The organism is Kitasatospora sp. NPDC003701 (assembly GCF_053587085.1).
The window spans coordinates 84,078-100,952 of record NZ_JBSFNM010000001.1 but is presented as its reverse complement, the minus strand read 5'-3'; the positions used below and the strand labels follow the sequence as shown (position 1 = coordinate 100,952).

Annotated in this window: 16 protein-coding genes; 7 read left to right on the top strand and 9 right to left on the bottom strand. The window is 74.9% G+C overall.

The window, feature by feature from the left end; translation table 11 throughout:
* The first annotated feature begins 45 nt into the window (after positions 1–45).
* Positions 46–705, top strand: coding sequence for a vitamin K epoxide reductase family protein (locus ACWDRR_RS00420; RefSeq protein ID WP_449769927.1), 660 nt, complete (start codon positions 46–48; stop codon positions 703–705).
* Positions 706–743: 38 nt separating this feature from the next.
* Here the strand turns inward: ACWDRR_RS00420 and ACWDRR_RS00415 are convergent, their stop codons facing one another.
* Genes ACWDRR_RS00415 through ACWDRR_RS00405 form a run of 3 tightly spaced genes read right to left on the bottom strand, consistent with a single transcriptional unit; the run spans position 744 to position 2,865 of the window.
* Entirely contained in the window at positions 744–1,826 is a 1,083-nt protein-coding gene (locus ACWDRR_RS00415; protein ID WP_449769926.1) for a serine hydrolase domain-containing protein, read from the bottom strand.
* 58 nt (positions 1,827–1,884) lie between these two features.
* On the bottom strand, positions 1,885–2,424 hold the full coding sequence (locus ACWDRR_RS00410; protein ID WP_449769925.1) for a GNAT family N-acetyltransferase: 540 nt from the start codon (positions 2,422–2,424) through the stop codon (positions 1,885–1,887).
* A gap of 24 nt (positions 2,425–2,448) precedes the next feature.
* On the bottom strand, positions 2,449–2,865 hold the full coding sequence (locus ACWDRR_RS00405; protein ID WP_449769924.1) for an ankyrin repeat domain-containing protein: 417 nt from the start codon (positions 2,863–2,865) through the stop codon (positions 2,449–2,451).
* 429 nt (positions 2,866–3,294) lie between these two features.
* Here ACWDRR_RS00405 and ACWDRR_RS00400 point away from each other — a divergent pair, with 429 nt between their 5' ends.
* The 3 genes from ACWDRR_RS00400 to ACWDRR_RS00390 all read left to right on the top strand — a co-directional run bounded on the left by ACWDRR_RS00400 (position 3,295) and on the right by ACWDRR_RS00390 (position 5,883).
* Positions 3,295–3,489, top strand: coding sequence for a hypothetical protein (locus ACWDRR_RS00400; RefSeq protein WP_359963678.1), 195 nt, complete (start codon positions 3,295–3,297; stop codon positions 3,487–3,489).
* Positions 3,490–3,605: 116 nt separating this feature from the next.
* Complete coding sequence (locus tag ACWDRR_RS00395; protein ID WP_449769923.1) at positions 3,606–5,228, top strand: hypothetical protein; 1,623 nt, start codon at positions 3,606–3,608, stop codon at positions 5,226–5,228.
* A 280-nt stretch (positions 5,229–5,508) separates the two neighbouring features.
* Positions 5,509–5,883 (top strand): RNA polymerase-binding protein RbpA, encoded by a 375-nt coding sequence (locus tag ACWDRR_RS00390; protein WP_030396357.1) that lies wholly within the window; start codon positions 5,509–5,511, stop codon positions 5,881–5,883.
* 157 nt (positions 5,884–6,040) lie between these two features.
* Here ACWDRR_RS00390 and fxsA read toward each other — a convergent pair whose 3' ends face one another.
* From fxsA to ACWDRR_RS00365, 5 genes are all read right to left on the bottom strand, one after another.
* Positions 6,041–6,610: an FxsA family membrane protein gene (fxsA, locus tag ACWDRR_RS00385; protein WP_449769922.1), complete on the bottom strand. Its 570-nt coding sequence runs from the start codon at positions 6,608–6,610 to the stop codon at positions 6,041–6,043.
* Positions 6,611–6,812: 202 nt separating this feature from the next.
* Complete coding sequence (gene lnt, locus ACWDRR_RS00380; RefSeq protein ID WP_449769921.1) at positions 6,813–8,417, bottom strand: apolipoprotein N-acyltransferase; 1,605 nt, start codon at positions 8,415–8,417, stop codon at positions 6,813–6,815.
* 170 nt (positions 8,418–8,587) lie between these two features.
* Positions 8,588–9,043: an N-acetyltransferase gene (locus ACWDRR_RS00375; RefSeq protein ID WP_449769920.1), complete on the bottom strand. Its 456-nt coding sequence runs from the start codon at positions 9,041–9,043 to the stop codon at positions 8,588–8,590.
* A 78-nt stretch (positions 9,044–9,121) separates the two neighbouring features.
* On the bottom strand, positions 9,122–10,783 hold the full coding sequence (locus ACWDRR_RS00370; protein WP_449769919.1) for an amidohydrolase: 1,662 nt from the start codon (positions 10,781–10,783) through the stop codon (positions 9,122–9,124).
* A gap of 175 nt (positions 10,784–10,958) precedes the next feature.
* Positions 10,959–11,399, bottom strand: a complete 441-nt coding sequence (locus ACWDRR_RS00365; protein ID WP_350524989.1) for an Lrp/AsnC family transcriptional regulator — start codon at positions 11,397–11,399, stop codon at positions 10,959–10,961.
* 229 nt (positions 11,400–11,628) lie between these two features.
* On the opposite strand from ACWDRR_RS00365, the gene ACWDRR_RS00360 reads away from it, so the two are divergent.
* A complete protein-coding gene (locus ACWDRR_RS00360; RefSeq protein ID WP_449769918.1) occupies positions 11,629–12,081 on the top strand; it encodes a hypothetical protein in 453 nt (150 codons plus the stop codon).
* A gap of 121 nt (positions 12,082–12,202) precedes the next feature.
* On the opposite strand, the gene ACWDRR_RS00355 is transcribed toward ACWDRR_RS00360, so the two are convergent.
* On the bottom strand, positions 12,203–13,366 hold the full coding sequence (locus tag ACWDRR_RS00355; RefSeq protein WP_449769917.1) for an acyl-CoA dehydrogenase family protein: 1,164 nt from the start codon (positions 13,364–13,366) through the stop codon (positions 12,203–12,205).
* 338 nt (positions 13,367–13,704) lie between these two features.
* Here ACWDRR_RS00355 and ACWDRR_RS00350 point away from each other — a divergent pair, with 338 nt between their 5' ends.
* Both ACWDRR_RS00350 and ACWDRR_RS00345 read left to right on the top strand, forming a co-directional pair.
* Positions 13,705–14,304 (top strand): uridine kinase family protein, encoded by a 600-nt coding sequence (locus tag ACWDRR_RS00350; protein ID WP_449770248.1) that lies wholly within the window; start codon positions 13,705–13,707, stop codon positions 14,302–14,304.
* A gap of 355 nt (positions 14,305–14,659) precedes the next feature.
* Positions 14,660–16,822 carry an AAA family ATPase gene (locus ACWDRR_RS00345; RefSeq protein WP_449769916.1) on the top strand — a complete coding sequence of 721 codons (2,163 nt, stop codon included), beginning with the start codon at positions 14,660–14,662 and terminating at the stop codon, positions 16,820–16,822.
* The last annotated feature ends 53 nt before the right edge of the window (positions 16,823–16,875 follow it).

The following is a 16,875-nucleotide window of genomic DNA, read 5'->3' as shown; positions in this document are numbered from 1 at the left end:
TCACCCGGCCGGGCCGGCCCTTCACACCCACCGGAGTGCTCTGCCATGACCGCCCCGACCGCCGTGAACCGGCCCCGCCCCGTCTCCACCGCCACCGCCCCGCCGGGCCGTACGCCGATCGGCGCGGGCCGGGCGTTCGCCCTGCTGCTGTTCCTCGGCGGGCTCCTCGGACTGGCCGCCTCGGCCGTCCTGACCTTCGACAAGCTCCGCATCCTGGAGAACCCCTCCTACGTCCCCAGTTGCAACATCAACCCGGTGATCAGCTGCGGTTCGGTGATGCGCACCGAGCAGGCGGAGGTCTTCGGCTTCCCCAACCCGCTGCTCGGCCTGGCCGCCTTCGGCGCGCTGGCGGCGGTCGGCGCGGGGCTGCTGGCCGGCGCCGCCTACCGCCGCTGGTTCTGGCTGGGCCTGCAGGCGGGCACCCTGGCCGGCGTCGTGTTCGTGCACTGGCTGATCGGCCAGGCGCTGTACGACATCGGCGCGCTCTGCCCGTACTGCATGGTGGTCTGGGCGACGGTGGTGCCGCTGTGCTGGTACACCACGCTGCACAACCTGCGCTCCGGGGTGATCCCGGTGGGCCTCCGGCTGCGACCGGTGGTCCGGGAGGCCGCCCGCTACCACTGGGCGCTGCCGGCGCTGTGGGCCGCCGTGATCGCGCTGCTGATCCTGAACCGGTTCTGGTACTACTGGAGCACCCTGCTCTGAGCCCGCGCCCGCCGCGCCGTCGCCCCGCCGGACGGCGACTACCCGAAGACCGCCCGGCGGAAGGCGTTGCGCAGGTCGGTCAGCGGCTGGATCTCGCGGCCGTAGTGCACCTTGTTGGTCAGCAGCAGCGCCCAGCGGCCGAGCCGGCGGGAGACCCAGATCCCGGTGCCGGTGAAGCCGTAGTGGACGAAGGTGCCCTCGGCGGGGTCGGTGCCGGGGGCGCAGAGCCAGGACAGCCCGCGGGCGGGAGCGAGCCCGCCGGTCTGTTCGCGCAGCGACTCGGCGGTCCAGGGACCGGCCCAGGGCAGTGCGGCCGGCGGGTCGAGCAGCGCGGTGAGGAAGCGTTCGAGGTCGCGGGCGGTGGAGAAGGCGCCCGCGTTGCCGGAGACGCCACCGAGCAGCCGGGCCGACGGGTCGTGCACCACCCCGCGCAGATGGGCTCCGGTGGCCCCGTCGTACTCGGTGGGCGCGGTGCGGACCGTTTCCGCCGGGCCGAGCGGGCCGAACCGGGTGTCGGTCATGCCGAGCGGCCCCCAGACCTGCCGCTCGGCGAGCACGTCGAGCGGGGCACCGGCCAGGTCCTCGACGAGGTGGCTCAGCAGGACGGCGGCGCGGTCGGTGTACTCGACGGCCGTCCCGGGCGGGCGGTACAGCGGGGCGGCGAGGATGCCGGCCAGGATCGCCTCCCGGTCCCGGCCGTAACGCTGCTCGAACTCGGTGCGCAGCGGCATCCCCGCCGTGTGCGTGAGGAGTTGACGGACCGTCACCGATCCGGTCGGCCGCCCGTCGGCCGGTGGCCAGTACGTGCCGAGCGGGCGGTCGAGCGGGAGGCGGCCCGCCTGCCACAGGGCGCCGGCGCAGGGCCAGAGCGCGACGATCTTGGTGAGGCTGGCGAGGTCGAAGAGCGTGTCGGGCCCCATCTCCAGCCGCCCGTACGGGCCTTGGCCGAGCACGCCGGCGCCTCCGCGCCCGCGCACACCGCCCGCGTCGCCGACCGCCCAGACGCCGCCCGCCCCGACTCCGCCCAGCCCGGCCGTCACCAGCCGCTCCAACTCCCCGCCGGGGGCGGCGAGCACGGCCGGCGGGTCGGGGGCGGCGGCGCGTCGCGGCTGCTCGTCCATGCCTGCCCCCGCCCGCTCGGCCACCGGTCCGCCGGGAGCCTACCCAGCGGGCGGGCGGTCAGACGGCGGGCGCGCCGCCGAACTCCTTGCCGAGGCAGATGCTCTGCGGGTGGTCGCGGTAGATGCCGAACTTCTGGATCGGGTCGTACCCCTCGGAGCCGTAGAGGGCGACCGCCTCGGGCTGCTCGGTGCCGGTCTCCAGGACGAACCTGGTCCGCCCGGCCTCGGCGGCGGTCTGCTCCAGCCGGCGCAGCACCGTCCGCGCGAGGCCGCGCCCGCGGGCGGCGGGGACGACGAACATCCGCTTCAGCTCGGCGTCGCCGTCCCGCAGCCCGTGCGGGCCGGCCTGCTTGGCGCGCCAGCCGCCGCAGGCCACCGGTGCGCCGTCGAGGTAGGCGATCAGGAACAGGCCGGCCGGCGGCTCGAAGTCGTCGGGGTGCAGCGCCGTGAGGTCGCCCTCGCCGTAGCGGCGCACGTACTCCTCCTGCACCTCCGCCGAGAGTCGCTGGGCGTCCGGGTGGCCGTAGCCGGTGACCCGGATCTCGATGCTGTCGCCCTTGCTGTCCCGCGCGCCGGCGGTCCCGGTGATGCTCTCCATGGTTGAAAAGCCTACGACCTCGCGTCAGCGGCCCTCGAACCGGGCGACCAGCTCGTCCTTGCCGAACATCCGGGCGGTGTCGACGGCGGACGGGGTGCCGGCGGACGGGTCGGCGCCGCCGGCCAGCAGGGCGGTGAGGACGTCCTCGGCGCCCTTGAAGACGGCGCCGGCCAGCGGGGTCTGACCCCGGTCGTTGGCCCGGTTCGGGTCGGCACCGCGGGCCACCAGGGCGGTGACGGTGGCGGCGTGGCCGTGGTACGCGGCGAGCATCAGCAGGGTGTCGCCGCGGTCGTTGGTGAGGTTGGCGGGCGCACCGGCGTCGACGTAGGCGGCGAGGGCGTCGGTGTCACCGGCCCGGGCCGCGTCGAAGAGCTTCCCGGCCAGCGCGATCACCTCGGCGTCCGGGGCGTCGGCGGGCTGCTGGTTGGCGGCGTCGGTCATGGCGGGCCTCTCCTGGGCGTTCTCGGGCGCCCCGGGCTCTCCCGGGGGGCTTCTCGGTCTGTCGGTCGCGCGTACCGCACCGTAGCGGCCCGGTACGCGGACGATCCAGCACGCGTCCGGTACGCGGACGGCGGCGGATTGCGGCATTCCCCCGCACGACACGCGAGCGGGAAGGTTTCGCAGCCATTCGAGCGAACTTCCCGGTGCCCCCGGAAGCTTCCCGGCCACCCGCCGGGAATGCCTCGCCGCACCGGTACGCGGGGCCACCCGGCCCCCGTTCCGGGCGGTTCGCATACCCCCACCCGGCCCGCAGGCCGGTATTGGCCGAGAAAACCACCCATTTGCACCGTTCCATCATCTATTACTTTTTGTCACGATTAGGGCACTTTCCGTGACACTGTCCCTGTCCCCCTCCCCGAGGAGCAGACTGTGATCCTCTCGATTTCCGGCATCGTCCTGTTCGGCACCATCGCCTTTCTCTTCTTCCGCAGGGACGGACTAAAGGTCTCCCACGCCATCGTCTGCGCCCTGTTCGGCTTCTACGTCGCCGGTTCCTCGATCGCTCCGAGCATCACCGCGGGCGGCGCCAGCCTGGCCAGCCTGCTCGGCGGCCTCAAGTTCTAGCGCGGCCACTCCCCCGTACGGGCCCGGGCGCGGATCCCACCGCCCCGGGCCCCGTCGTACACCCGCAGCCGACCCCCCTGAACCCGACCCGTCCCACTCGCCCGGGGAGCCAAGGAATGCCGCTCAACCGCCACCTCACCAAGGGCCGCGACCTCGCCCGCACGGCCGGCGACCACGCCTCCGACATGTTCGCCCCGCTGACCGTCCTCGGGCGCGGGATGCGCCACCACGTCGCCTGGGCCAAGAGCCGCTGGCAGGCCACCCCGAAGGAGCGGCGCGGGCCGACGATCTTCCTGACCGCCGCCATGCTGCTCGGCATCTACCTGCTGCCGCACGGGCTGCTGTTCGCCCTGATCGCCCTGATGGCCAGCGCCGCCTGGAACGGGCGCTCCCCCAAGGCCCCGCCGGCCCCGCCCGAGCCGGACGTCGCCGACGTCAAGCTCACCGCCCTGTACGCCGCGCTGACCCCGTACCTGTCCGGGCCCGACGACCTCGCCCCGCTCTACCACCACGAGGGCGCCTACAAGGACGTCTTCGGCTCCTGGGAGTTCGACGGCGAGGGGCGGCTCTCCCGGCTGGAGCTGGTCTACCCGGCCTACTTCACCGACACCGAGCCCGCCGCCCGGGCCCGGATCGAGCAGGTCGTCCAGGGCAAGGCGGGCCGCGCGCGGGAGTACCGCTTCGACTGGGACGAGGAGTCCAACCGGCTGCGGATCGCCGCGCTGGCCCCGCTGCCCACCGACATCGCGGCCCAGCGCTTCGTCACCACGCCCGGCGAGATCGTGCTGGGCTTCACCGACGAGGACGGCAGCGCCCGGACCATCCCGGTGGGCCAGGGCGGCACGATCGCCCAGCAGCCGCCGGTGGTCTGGCGCACCGGCCCCCGCTCGGGCGAGCCGCACCTGCTGGCGCTCGGCGTGACCGGCTACGGCACCTCCAGCCTGATCCGCTCGATCGCGCTCCAGGCACTGCCCTTCGGCGACCTGGTGGTGATCGACGGCGCCGGCACCGGCGAGCACGCCTGCCTGGTCAACCGGCCCGGCGTGCACACCGTGGAGACCAGCCTGCACGGCGCGCTGGCCGCACTGGAGTGGGCCGCCCAGGAGACCGAGCGCCGGCTGACCGCGCTCAACGCCGCCCGGCACGAGGGGACGGCGCCGCCCGAGGACGTCACCCGGCCGCTCTGGCTGCTGCTCGACCACCCGACCGAGCTGAGCGAGCTGGCCCACGCCGAGGGCCGGCCGGACCCGCAGGACCTGCTGGAGCTCCCGCTGCGGCACGGCCGGGCCGCCCGGGTCACCGTGGTGATCGCCGACGACATCGAGGCCCGGGACCGGATCACCCCGACCGTCCGGGTCACCACCCGGGCCCGCGTCCTGCTCGGCCCGACCGGTCCCGAGGAGGGCTACGCCGCACTCGGCGCGCCGCTGGACATCGTGCCCGCCGCGCACGCCCCGGCCGGCCGCGGCTACGCCCGGATCGGCACCGGCACACCCGTCCGCCTCCAGGTGCCGGCCACCGTCGACCCGCTGGACGAGGAGGCCCCGGCCCAGCTGCGCGAGGCGGTGATCGCCCTGCTCCCGCACCGCGACACCCGGACGGAGGCGGCCGCACCGGCCGACGTCCCGCCGCGCCCGGCCGGCCCGCCGGCCGTGCCGCCGGCCGAGCCGGTCCAGCAGCCGCGGCCGGTCGAGCTCGGCAAGGAGCACACCCCCCTGCGGTTCCGTCCACTGGCCTGAACGGGTCGGCCCGGGGCGGGGCGGCGTACGCCGACGGAACCCGCCCCGGTACGCTCGTGGTGGAAAGGCCGACCGATCACCAGATGTGAAATAGGTGACACCTGGGGTGATATCCACGGCCAGATGTGACAAATCGGGCGCCGATGGGTACAAACAGGGGCGGCACGACAGACGACGCATGTCCCGGGACGGGAATCTTCGTCGGAAGCCGAGCGTTGACCGAACGACGAAGAACAGCGACCACTAGTCCTGTGGGCCATAAGCCCGGGAGGCACGATTCATGAGCGAGCGAGCTCTCCGCGGCACGCGACTCGGGGCCACTAGCTACGAGACCGACCGTGGTATCGATCTGGCTCCCCGCCAGACCGTCGAGTACGCATGTCAGAACGGACACCGATTCGAGGTTCCTTTCTCGGTCGAGGCGGAGATCCCCTCGGCCTGGGAATGCCGCTTCTGCGGCCAGGAGGCAGTACTTCTCGACGGTGACGAACCTGAGGAGAAGAAGACCAAGCCCACGCGTACCCATTGGGACATGCTGATGGAGCGCCGCACGCGCGAGGAGCTGGAGGAGGTGCTGGCCGAGCGGCTGGCCGTTCTCCGCTCCGGAGGGATGAACCTCGCGGTACACCCGCGGGACACCCGTAAGAGCGCCTGACACCCCGCTCCCGCCCCGGCGGGAGCACGCGAAAAGGGACCCTGGCCCCCAGGGTCCCTTTCGCGTGTTCGCAGGTGGGGCGGTGCGGCACCGGCGAAACACGCGGCCGCCCGGGGCATCGTGCCCCGGGCGGCCGCGGATCTCCGCAGCTTCTCGGTCAGCCCTTCAGCGGCGGCCGGTAGGCGGTGTCCGGGCCCTGCGGGCCGACGCCCGGCTCGACCACCTCGCCCTGGATCACCTTGCCGTCCGGGCGGTGGATGCGCAGCTGCTCCTGCAGCCGCACCGCGTCCGCGAGCGGGTCGGCGCCGACGCCCGCGGTGCTGCGCAGCGCCTTGTCCGCGAACCGGCGCCCGGCGGCCCGCCAGAGCGCCCGGGTCGGCGGGAAGAGCAGGGTCAGCGCCAGCGCGTCCGAGAGGAAGCCCGGCAGCATCAGCAGCAGGCCCGCCAGGACGGTCATGCTGGTGCCGGTCTGCGGCTGCTGCGACTTCGGGTCCCGGCTCTGGTCGATCGCGGCCGAGAAGGCCTTCAGCCCCGCGCGCTTGATCAGCGAACCGCCGATCACCGCGCCGGCGATCAGCAGCAGGACGACGGTCAGGCCGCCCAGCCACGAGCCCACCTGGACCAGCAGCCAGATCTCCAGCACCAGCCAGGCGGTGACCACCAGCGGGAGCACCCGGCGGAGCTTTCCGCGCCGGGCCTGAGGGGCAGGGGTAGCTTGCTGGGTCACGGTACGAATCCACTCCATAGCGGTGCTCTGCGCGCCGCACGGGAGGTCCGGGCCGGCTACGGCACCACCTGGTCCAACGATCCGCCGGCGGCCCGTGTTCCGAGCCCCGAACGGAGACCGGCGGGCGAGTGCCCCGGCCCGGAGCCGCAGCGCCGCCGACCGTCGCCGCCGGGCCGGGAGGGCCCGGCGGCGAGCGGGCGAGTCAGCTTCCCGCAACCCGGCGGCGGCCGATCAGCACGGCCGCGCCGCAGGCCAGCAGGCCCGCCACGGCCAGCGTCCACTCGGGCACGGCACCCACCCGGTCGGCCACCGTGGTGCCGTCGCGCAGCGGCACGACGGCGGACAGCTCGGCGGCGGTCAGCTCCTCGGTCCGCTGGACCACCGAGCCGTCGGGGGCGATCACCGCGCTGATCCCGCTGGTGGCGGCGATCAGCACGGCCCGGCCGTGCTCGACGGCGCGCAGCCGGGACATCGCGAGCTGCTGCTCGGGCTGGCCGGTCTTGGCGTAGGTCGCGTTGTTGGTCTGGACGACGAGCACCCGGGCGCCCTTGTCGACGGTGTCGCGGACGATCTCGTCGTACGCCACCTCGAAGCAGATGACGTCGCCGATCCTGGCCGGGCCCAGCTGCATGACGCCGTTGTGGTCGCCGGGGTAGAAGTCGCGGGCGACCCGCTGGAGGCGGGTGATCACCTTGGAGAGCTGGTCGCGGAACGGCACGTACTCGCCGAACGGGACGGGGTGCTGCTTGGTGTAGGAGGCGCCGGGGCCGGTCTTCGGGTCCCAGACGATGCCCTCGTTCTGGACGTGCTGCTCGTCCGGGCCGTCGACCAGGGTGCCGACCAGGGTGGGCACGCCGACCGCCTTCACGGCGTCGTCGATGCGCCGGTAGGCCAGCGGGTCGCTGAACGGGTCGAGGTCGGAGGAGTTCTCCGGCCAGATCACGATGTCCGGCTTCTCGACCTTGCCGGCCTTGATGTCGGCGGCGAGCTTCTCGGTGGCGGCGGCGTGGTTGTTGAGGACCATCATCGGGCGGCCGAGGAAGTCCATGCCCGGGTTGGGCACGTTGCCCTGGATCAGGGCGACCTTGACGGTGTCGGCGGGCGCGGTGGGCACCGGGACGGCGTAGCCGGCCAGCAGGGCCGCGACGGCGCCGAGCGCGGCCAGCGCGGCGGCCCGGGGCGCCCGGCGGGGCCCGCGCAGCCGCAGGGCCGCCCAGGCCAGCAGGGCGCCGGACAGCGCGACCGCGAAGGTCACCAGCGGGGCGCCGCCGATCGCGGCGAGCGGGGTGAACGGGGTGGCGGTGTTGGCGAAGGCGAGCCGGCCCCAGGGGAAGCCGCCGAGCGGCAGCCGGTCGCGGGCCCACTCCTGGGTGACCCAGAGGCAGGCCGCCCAGAGCGGCCACCCGGGCAGCCGGGAGGTGAGCGCGAGGCCGGAGCCGAGGGCCGCCAGGAAGAGCGCCTCGATCACCGAGAGGCCGACGGTGGCGTCCCAGCCGACCACCCGCAGCCAGCTGAGCAGCAGCAGGAAGAACGGCAGGCCGAAGGCGAAACCCGTCCAGGCGGCCTGCCGGGCGGTGCGGCCCAGGGTGAGCAGCGAGAGCGCGGCGACGCCGACCAGCGAGAGCGGCCAGAGGTCGAACGGCGGGAAGGAGAGGGCGAGCAGCAGCCCGGCGAGCACGGCCAGGCCGGTGCGGGGCAGCCCGGCCCGGACCTTGGCGAGGGCGCGGGCGGCCCGGCCGGGGGCGGCGGGCGTCACCGACGCCTCGGGGAGGGCATCCGGCCGCTCCTGTGTGACGGGCAGTGCCACCGGCGCACCATTCTTCCTGGTCGGGCTGTCCGCGCTTGTCGGTCCGTTCGCGCGTTCTTCACCGTCCGTTGAGTTCGGACGCTGTGCGAAGACGGTACCCCGGAACCGGCGGTACGCGTGAGGCCGGGTGGACCGCCGGACAGCGGGCTCCCCGGCCCCGGGGCGCGGCCTCAGCGGGGGCTGTAGCGCACCGCGCGCAGCGGCCAGTCGGCGGCGAGCCAGGCCGACACGGCGCGGTACAGCGGGGCGTCCAGCTCGGCGCGGTCGGCGCGGACCCAGGAGCTGACCCGCGTGGTGGCCGGGTCCTCGCGGTCCGGGTGGATGTAGATGCAGCCGACGACGGCGTCCCCGGGGCTCTCCAGCACGGTGTAGGTGAAGGCGCGACGGTGCTCGAAGTCGGCGGCGTGCCGGCGCAGGTCGGCGAGGTTCCGCTCCGGCGTCATGCCCTCGGCGGGCGGCCAGCCGCCGGTCCAGCCCGCGGTGGCGTGGATGTGGTCGATGCTCGACGTCCAGGCGGCGAGGTCGGAGTCGTTGTGCTGTTCGCCGAGGGGCTCCAGGCGGAACCCCTCGGCGGCGAGGGTGCGGGGGACGACGAAGTCGGCGGGTACCAGCGGATGATCACTCATGCCGGTCAACCTGGGCCTTGCGGGCCGGCCGGCTCACCCGGATGTGCCGCGCGACCCCGTCCACCGCGCACGCGTGGCTCAGCGCGCGGCCCGGTGGTCCGCTGCCTCGTGGACGGTCCGGCCGCGGACCACCGTGCGCAGGCAGACCGGGAGCGGGCGGCCGGGGGTGAGGTCGGGCAGGCCGGGGGTACCGGAGCGCGGGTCGGTCGACCAGCCGGCCACCCGGGAGTCGGGGGCCTGCACGACGAGCTCGTCGGCGGCCCAGACCGCGTAGCTGGCGATCGCGCCGGGGACGAGGACGCCGTCCTGGTCGCGGCCGATCGCCCGCCAGCCGCCCCGGGTGTGGGCGGTGAAGGCGGCGCGGGCCGAGATCCGGTGGTCGAGGGTCCGGTGGAAGGCCGCCGCCCGGACGGTGCCCCAGGGGTCGAGCGGGGTGACCGGGGCGTCCGAGCCGAAGGCCAGCGGGACGCCGGCCCGCAGCAGCGCGGCGAACGGGTTGAGCGCCGCGGCGCGCTCGGCACCGAGCCGCTGGACGTACATGCCGTCCGGGCCGCCCCAGGCGGCGTCGAAGGCGGGCTGCACGGAGGCGGTGAGACCGAGCTCGGCGAAGGCCGCGACGGACGCCTCGTCCAGCGCCTCGGCGTGCTCCACGCGGTGGCGCTGCGCCTTGACGCGGTTGGCGCCGACCCGCTCGCCGGCCGCCCGGACGCCCGCGATGACGGCGCCGACGGCGGCGTCGCCGATGGCGTGGAAGCCGGCCTGCAGCCCGGCCTCGGTGCAGGCGGCGACGTGGTCGGCGACCTGCTCGGCACTCAGGTAGGAGGTGCCGGTGTGGTCGGCGTCGGCGTACGGGCTGTGCAGGCAGGCGGTGTGCGAGCCGATCGCGCCGTCGACGAAGAGGTCTCCGCCGGCGCCCACCGCGCCGAGCCGGCGGGCGGTCTCGACACCCCCCAACTCACCCCAGTAGCCGAAGACTTCGGGCCCCTCGCCGTCGGCGGCGAGGGCCAGCAGGGCGGCCAGGTCCTGCTCCGAGGAGATCTCCGGGCCGGCGCACTCGTGCAGCGCGCCGATGCCGAGCTCGGCGGCCCGGGCCAGGGTCGCCCGCTGGGCGCGCCGGCGCTGCTCGGGGGTGAGCCGGGAGAGCGCGGTGCGCCGCACGGCGTGGTGGGCGTCGCGGGTGAGCGGGCCCTCGGCGGCGAAGCCGGGCCGGTCGGCCAGGCCGTCAGTGAGCGTGCGCAGCGCGGTGGTGGCCAGCGCGGAGTGCACATCGGTGCGGGAGAGGTAGACGGCGGCGCCCCCGGCGGCCGCGTCCAGCTCGGCGAGCGTCGGCGGGCGGCCCTCCGGCCAGCCGGTCTCGTCCCAGCCGTGGCCGATGAGCACGCCGCCCGGCTCGGGCCGGGCCGCCACGAAGGCGGCGACGGCGTCCAGGGCGGCGGCGAGCGAGGGCAGACCGGTGAGGTCGAGGCCGGTGAGCGCCAGTCCGGTGGCGGTGGCGTGCACATGGGCGTCGACGAAGGCGGGGGTGACCAGGGCGCCGTCGAGTTCGACGATCTCGTCGGCCGAGTCCGCGTACGCCTCGGCGGCGCCGTCGCTGCCGACCCAGGCGACGTGCTCGCCCTCGACGAGCATCGCGGTGGCGAAGGGGTCGGCGGGGCTGTAGACGGCGCCGCCGCGCAGCAGCACGGTCCGTGGGCCCCTCCTGCCCGAGGGCGGGCAAGGAGGGAGGGTGCGTTCGGTCATGGCGCTGAGAGCCTCCGGCAGACGGGGGTGGGTGATGGGGCGGGAGCCGGGCCGGGCAGGGCGGGGGACGGCCCGGCGGCGGAGCACGACGACGCGGTCCGGGCGGGGGCCGTCGGCCGGCGACGCCGCTCCCCGTGCGCCGGAGGCTCCGGCCCCGCGGCTCCCGGGGGTCCGGTCAGAGCTTGGGAGGCCTCGCCTCGTAGGGCGTGGAGAGCACCACGGTGGTGCGGGTGGAGACGCCGGCCGCGCTGCGGATCCGGGCCAGCAGGTCCTCCAGGTCGCCGGGGGCGCCGACGCGGACCTTGAGGATGTAGTTCTCGTCCCCGGCGACGCTGTGGCAGGCCTCGATCTCGGGCAGCCCGGCGAGGCGTTCGGGGGTGTCGTCGGGCGCGCTGGGGTCGAACGGCTTGACCGAGATGAACGCGGTCAGCGCCAGATCGACCGCGTCCGGGTCGACGATCGCGGTGTAGCCGCGGATCACGCCGCGCTGCTCCAGCCGGCGCACCCGCTGGTGCACCGCCGAAGTGGACAGGCCGGTCGCCTTGCCCAGGTCCGTGTAGCTCATCCGGCCGTCCTCGAGGAGCAGCTGAACGATGCGTTGGTCGAGATCCTCCACAAGGCGCAAACCTACCCGGTCGGGGGCGCGCGCGACGCCACCGCGGGCGCGCACGGTGTCACTCGCGGTCGTACGGGGTGCCGGGCGGGCACATGCCGGGCGAATGTGGCGAAGGACACACCCGGTGCATCACAGTGCACCGGCCTGCAGGGTTATGAGTCCGTATCGGCGGGAAGTGCTGGTTGTGGCCCCGGGCGACCACGCCGGGCCCGATCCGAGGGGGATCACCATGCGTGCAACTGACCAGCATTCGCTGAGCGCCGACGACACCCACGATCTGACCGGCCGCGAGGATCTCGCGGTCCCCCACGACCTCGCACCGGGGGTGGATCCGGGCGAGGGCGAGACCTGGGAGATCTTCCGGGTGCACTGCCCCGAGTGCCGCCGCCCGATCGCCCTGGTGGGCGACGAGGAGAGACTGCCGCAGCACGCCGTGCTGCCGACGGCCTGGCACCCCTTCTCGCCCGCGCTCTGCCCGGGTTCGGGCGCGCCGGCGGACGACCTCGCGGAGGTGGAGTCGGCGGAGGACGCCGAGGCCGCGGGCCTGGAGGCGCTGCTGGCCCTCCCGTCCGAACTCGACTGGCGCACCCAGCCGTTCTCCCACGCGGTGGCGCACCGCCCGGTGCAGACGGCGCCCGCGCCGGCCATCCCGCAGCAGCGCAGCCGTCTCGTCCGGCGCTGACGGCCGTTCCCGCCCCGGGGGTTGACCGGCCGTCAGTTCTCGGTCGATCCCCGGCGGGAAGATGCCTCCGGGCGCCACTCCGCACCCTGGAGTGACGCCCGGAGGCCGTTTTCGGGGGCCGTCAGCCCGCCGTGAGGTGGCGGCCGATCACCAGGCGCTGGATCTGGTTGGTGCCCTCGACGATCTGCAGCACCTTGGCCTCGCGCATGTAGCGCTCGGCGGGGAAGTCCTGGGTGTAGCCGTAGCCGCCGAGCACCTGGACGGCGTCGGTGGTGACCCGCATCGCCGCGTCGGTGCAGAACAGCTTGGCCATCGCCGCCTGCTTGGAGAACGGCCGGCCGGCGTCGCGCAGGCGGGCGGCGGCCAGGTAGAGCGAGCGCCCGGCCTCGATCTGGGTGGCCATGTCGGCGAGCATGAAGGACAGGCCCTGGAACTCGGCGATCGGCCGGCCGAACTGGCGGCGGGTGCCCGCGTACTCGACCGCGAGGTCGAGCGCGGCCTGGGCGACGCCGATCGCGCAGGCCGCGATGCCCAGCCGGCCGGAGTCCAGGGCGGCGAGCGCGATCTGGAAGCCCTGGCCCTCGGTGCCGATCAGCCGCTCGCGGTCGACCCGGGCGCCGTCGAAGTGCAGCTGCGCCGTCGGCGAGGAGCGCATGCCCATCTTGTGCTCCGGCGGCGCGGCCGAGAGGCCGGCCACCCCGGCGGGCACCAGCAGGCAGCTGATGCCGCGCGCGCCCGGCTCGCCGGTGCGCACCAGGGCGCTGTAGAAGTCGGCCTCCCCGCCGTGGGTGATCCACGCCTTGGTGCCGCTGACGACGTACTCCTCGCCGTCCAGGTCGGCGCGGGTGCGCAGCGCGGCGGCGTCCGAGCCGGACTGCGGCTCGGAGAGGCAGTAGGCGCCGAGCTGCTCGCCGGAGAGCATGCCGGGCAGCCAGGCGGCGCGCTGCTCGTCGTTGCCGAAGCCGGCCAGCGCGTGGCAGGAGAGGGTGTGCACGCTGACCCCGAGGCCGACCGCCAGCCAGCCGCCCGCGAGCTCCTCCAGGACCTGGAGGTAGACCTCGTACGGCTGGTCGCCGCCGCCGTACTTCTCCTCGTACGGGAGGGAGAGCAGACCGGCCTCGCCGAGGGTGCGGAAGAGCTCGCGCGGGAAGCGGCCGGCGGCCTCGTCCTCCGCGGCGCGCGGCTGGATCTCGCGCTGGACCAGGTCCCGGGTGAGGCTCAGCAGTTCACGGGCCTCGTCGGTCGGCAGCTGGCGTTCCACGGCGTTCGCAGGGGACGGGGTCATGGCGGCTGGTCGCCTCCTCGTTCGGGCACCGGGCCCTGGTGTGGCGGGCCCGACGCGGGTGTGGCACGTCGGCCCGACCGGCACCGGGTTACGGTGAACGGCCGTTCACATGCGTGGCGAAGTGAGTATGCCCGATCCCGGCGCTGCCGTCACGACCTGCGGAGAATCACTGTCCGTCCTGGCGTGCGGGCCACCGTAGGGTTGCCGATGTGGCGTCTTCCGAAACCTCCAGAACCCCTCCGGGCGAACCGCCGGTCCCCGCGGCCGACGACGCGTCCGGCCCGCGCGGCGCGGCAGCCGGCCCGCGCGACGCCCACGACCCGCTCGGCCGCCACGACCTGCTCGACCCGCTCGACCCGCTCGCCGCACTCGCCGCCGAGTTGCGCGCGCTGGCGCCGTCCTGCGGCCCGGTCCGGCTGGTCGCGGTGGACGGGCACGCGGGCTCCGGCAAGACCACCTTCACCGCCCGACTGGCCGCCGCGCTCGGGGGTGCGCCGGTGGTGCACCTGGACGACCTGGCGACGCACGCCGAGCCGTTTGGCTGGACGGAGCGGCTGCGCGCGCAGGTGCTGGACCCGCTGGCGGTCGGCCGGGGCGCCACGCACCAGGTGTACGACTGGACGCTGGGCCGCTTCGCGGGCACGGCGGCGGTGCCGCTCGCCCCGGTGGTACTGATCGAGGGGGTCGGCGCCGGACGGCGGGCGATGCGGCCGCGGCTGGCCCGGCTGATCTGGATGGAGCTGGCGGCCGAGGACGCCCGGCGGCGCGGCGAGGAGCGGGACGGACCGGCGCTGGCGGAGTTCTGGGCGGGCTGGGCGCGGGCCGAATCGGCACATTTCGCAGCCGACCCCAGCCGCCCGTACGCCGCCACGACCGTGGACGGAGTGACCGGACGGATCTCGCCGGGCACCCTCGGTGAACCTTCAACAAGCCCTTGACCTGCGATATCGCCAGGACTTAGGTTCTCCCCAGTTGCCGAAGTTGTTGATCGCGCACCATCGGACTCGGCATCCCCGGCTTGTTCCCCCGTGAGCCGGGGGTGCCGTCCCCCTCCCGCCGTCCGGCCCCCGCTCGCACCGGGCCGAAGCCCGGCCGGAGCCGCACCGGCACCCAACCGCCGCGCGCCCGATCGTATTTGACTCCGTGCGGCACTCTTCCGGATCAGCGCCGCGCCGGTACGATTCCTGGAGGCGCATATGCGCCCCGGGGGCTATCGACGACCGGCCGGCTTCTCCGCACTTCGAATCGCCGACCGAGCCCCGAGGCACACCGCGGGGGGCGTGAGTGACGACGGTGGACAGTTCCGACGGCAACAACACGGGCGGCCCGGCTCCGAACCGGCTCGCCGACCGCGCCTGGCTGCGTGCCATGGACGCCTACACGGCGGGTGCGTACGCCCGCGCCGAGGAGGAGTTCCGCGCGGCCGTGCGGCTGGATCCGGGGATGGCCGACGCCTGGCTGGGCCTGCACGCCCTGCGCAGCGACACCTCCGGCGCGCTGCTCGCGATGTACCGCCACCGGAAACGTTTCGGCGAGCAGCGCCGGCTCCACCGGCGCCCGCTCAGCTCCTGGTACTGGCTGGGCTGGTGGGTGCAGCCCGTCCTGGAGGACGGCCGCGACCTGGCGCTGGCGCATGCCTCGCACTGGCTGGACGGCCGCCATCTCGCCGAGCTGGACAAGGCGTTGGAGCAGTGTCCGCTCCCCGAGGAGGACCCTTCGGCGCGCTTCCTGCACGCGTGCCGCTCCTACCTGCTCAAGGACTGGGAACAGCTGATCCGGGACACCGACCGGCTGCTGGACGACCCGCTGCTCGGTATCGAGGCCGGGCTCTTCGCCGGCATGGCGCGCGTGCGGCTGGACATGTGCGCCCAGGCGCAGGCACCGCTCGCCGCCTCGCTCGCCCGCTGCCGCTCCGAGCAGCCCCAGCGCAAGGAGCTCCGGTACTGGCTGGCGCGGGCCTACGAGGGGGCCGGGCGCAGCGCCGCCGCGCTGCCGCTCTACCGGGCGGTGCACCGGGCCGATCCGGCCTTCATGGACACCGCCGCGCGGCTCGCCGCGATCTCGGCCGAGGACGGGGTGGTCGACGCCCTGCTGGACGCGGTCGGCGGCCTCGGCCGCGAGGCCGGGAAGCCGGCGGGCGGCGAAGACGGCTTCGACGCCCTGTCGTTGGGCCTGGACACGGTGGGCGTCGAGGAGTCGGAGCTGGACCCGGCGGCGCTGGAGGCCTCGGGGTGCGAGGCGTCCGGGCTCGACACCGCCGGGCTCGACACCGCCGGGTTCGAGCCGTTCCAGGCCGAGGCGTTCCCGGCCGAGCCCTACCCCGGCGAGCCCTACCCCGGCGAGCCGTTCCCCGGTGAGCCGTTCCCCGCCCAGGCCTTCCCGGCCGGGGCCGGTGGGCCGGCCGTGCCGGAGCCGCCGGCCGAGGGGGTGACACCCGACCGGGAGGCCCTGCCGCCGCTGCCCGCCGGCGAGCGGTCCGGCTCGCCGCTGCCCCCGCCGTACCCCGCAGCCGCCTCGGCCGGCCCCGCCGTACCCGTCCGGGGCGAGGCGCTGAGCAGACCCGCGGGCGGCGGCCCAGCACCCGCCGAACGGGGCGGCGACGAGCGCGAGTTGGACGCGGCGCTGGCCGAACTCTCCCGGATGGTCGGCCTGGAGCCGGTCAAGCGGCAGGTCAGGGCGCTCTCCGCACAGCTGCGGATGTCGCGGCTGCGGGCGGCGCAGGGGCTGCCGGTGCAGCCGCCCAAGCGCCACTTCGTCTTCTCCGGCCCCTCCGGCACCGGCAAGACCACCGTGGCACGCATCCTCGGGCGGGTCTTCCACGCCCTCGGACTGCTCTCGGGGGACCACCTGGTCGAGGCCCAGCGGGCCGACCTGGTGGGCGAGTTCCTCGGCCAGACGGCCGTCAAGGCGAACGAGCTGATCGACTCCGCGCTGGACGGCGTGCTCTTCATCGACGAGGCGTACAGCCTCTCCAACTCCGGCTACAGCAAGGGCGACGCCTACGGCGACGAGGCACTGCAGGTGCTGCTGAAGCGGGCCGAGGACAACCGCGACCGGCTGGTGGTGATCCTGGCCGGCTACCCGGAGGGCATGAACCGGCTGCTCGCCACCAACCCCGGCCTCAACTCCCGCTTCACCACCCGGGTCGACTTCCCCAGCTACCGCCCCGGCGAGCTCACCGCGATCGGCGCCGCGCTGGCCGACCGGGACGGCGACGGCTGGGACGAGGACGCCGCCGAGGAGCTGGCCAGCATCTGCACCCACGTGGTCCGCGAGGGCTGGATCGACGACCTGGGCAACGGGCGGTTCATCCGCACCCTGTACGAGAAGTCCTGCGCCTACCGGGACCTCCGGCTCTCGCTGCTGCGCGAGCCGCCGGGCCGCGAGGACCTGGCGACCCTGCGGCTGCCGGACCTCGTCCAGGCGTACGGCGAGCTGATCGACGGCCGGGGCTGAGCCTCCCGGCCCCGACCGTCGCCCGGGCGTTCCGGCGCTTGCGAGGGTCCGGG

What these genes read in the sequence shown, in the direction of transcription:
- ACWDRR_RS00410 (WP_449769925.1), bottom strand. Translation starts at nt 2,424, where the DNA reads ATGGAGAGCATCACCGGGACCGCCGGCGCGCGGGACAGCAAGGGCGAC.
- ACWDRR_RS00405 (WP_449769924.1), bottom strand. Translation starts at nt 2,865, where the DNA reads ATGACCGACGCCGCCAACCAGCAGCCCGCCGACGCCCCGGACGCCGAG.
- ACWDRR_RS00355 (WP_449769917.1), bottom strand. Translation starts at nt 13,366, where the DNA reads ATGACCCCGTCCCCTGCGAACGCCGTGGAACGCCAGCTGCCGACCGAC.
- ACWDRR_RS00395 (WP_449769923.1), top strand. Translation starts at nt 3,606, where the DNA reads ATGCCGCTCAACCGCCACCTCACCAAGGGCCGCGACCTCGCCCGCACG.
- ACWDRR_RS00420 (WP_449769927.1), top strand. Translation starts at nt 46, where the DNA reads ATGACCGCCCCGACCGCCGTGAACCGGCCCCGCCCCGTCTCCACCGCC.
- ACWDRR_RS00375 (WP_449769920.1), bottom strand. Translation starts at nt 9,043, where the DNA reads ATGAGTGATCATCCGCTGGTACCCGCCGACTTCGTCGTCCCCCGCACC.
- ACWDRR_RS00415 (WP_449769926.1), bottom strand. Translation starts at nt 1,826, where the DNA reads ATGGACGAGCAGCCGCGACGCGCCGCCGCCCCCGACCCGCCGGCCGTG.
- ACWDRR_RS00360 (WP_449769918.1), top strand. Translation starts at nt 11,629, where the DNA reads ATGCGTGCAACTGACCAGCATTCGCTGAGCGCCGACGACACCCACGAT.
- ACWDRR_RS00370 (WP_449769919.1), bottom strand. Translation starts at nt 10,783, where the DNA reads ATGACCGAACGCACCCTCCCTCCTTGCCCGCCCTCGGGCAGGAGGGGC.
- ACWDRR_RS00390 (WP_030396357.1), top strand. Translation starts at nt 5,509, where the DNA reads ATGAGCGAGCGAGCTCTCCGCGGCACGCGACTCGGGGCCACTAGCTAC.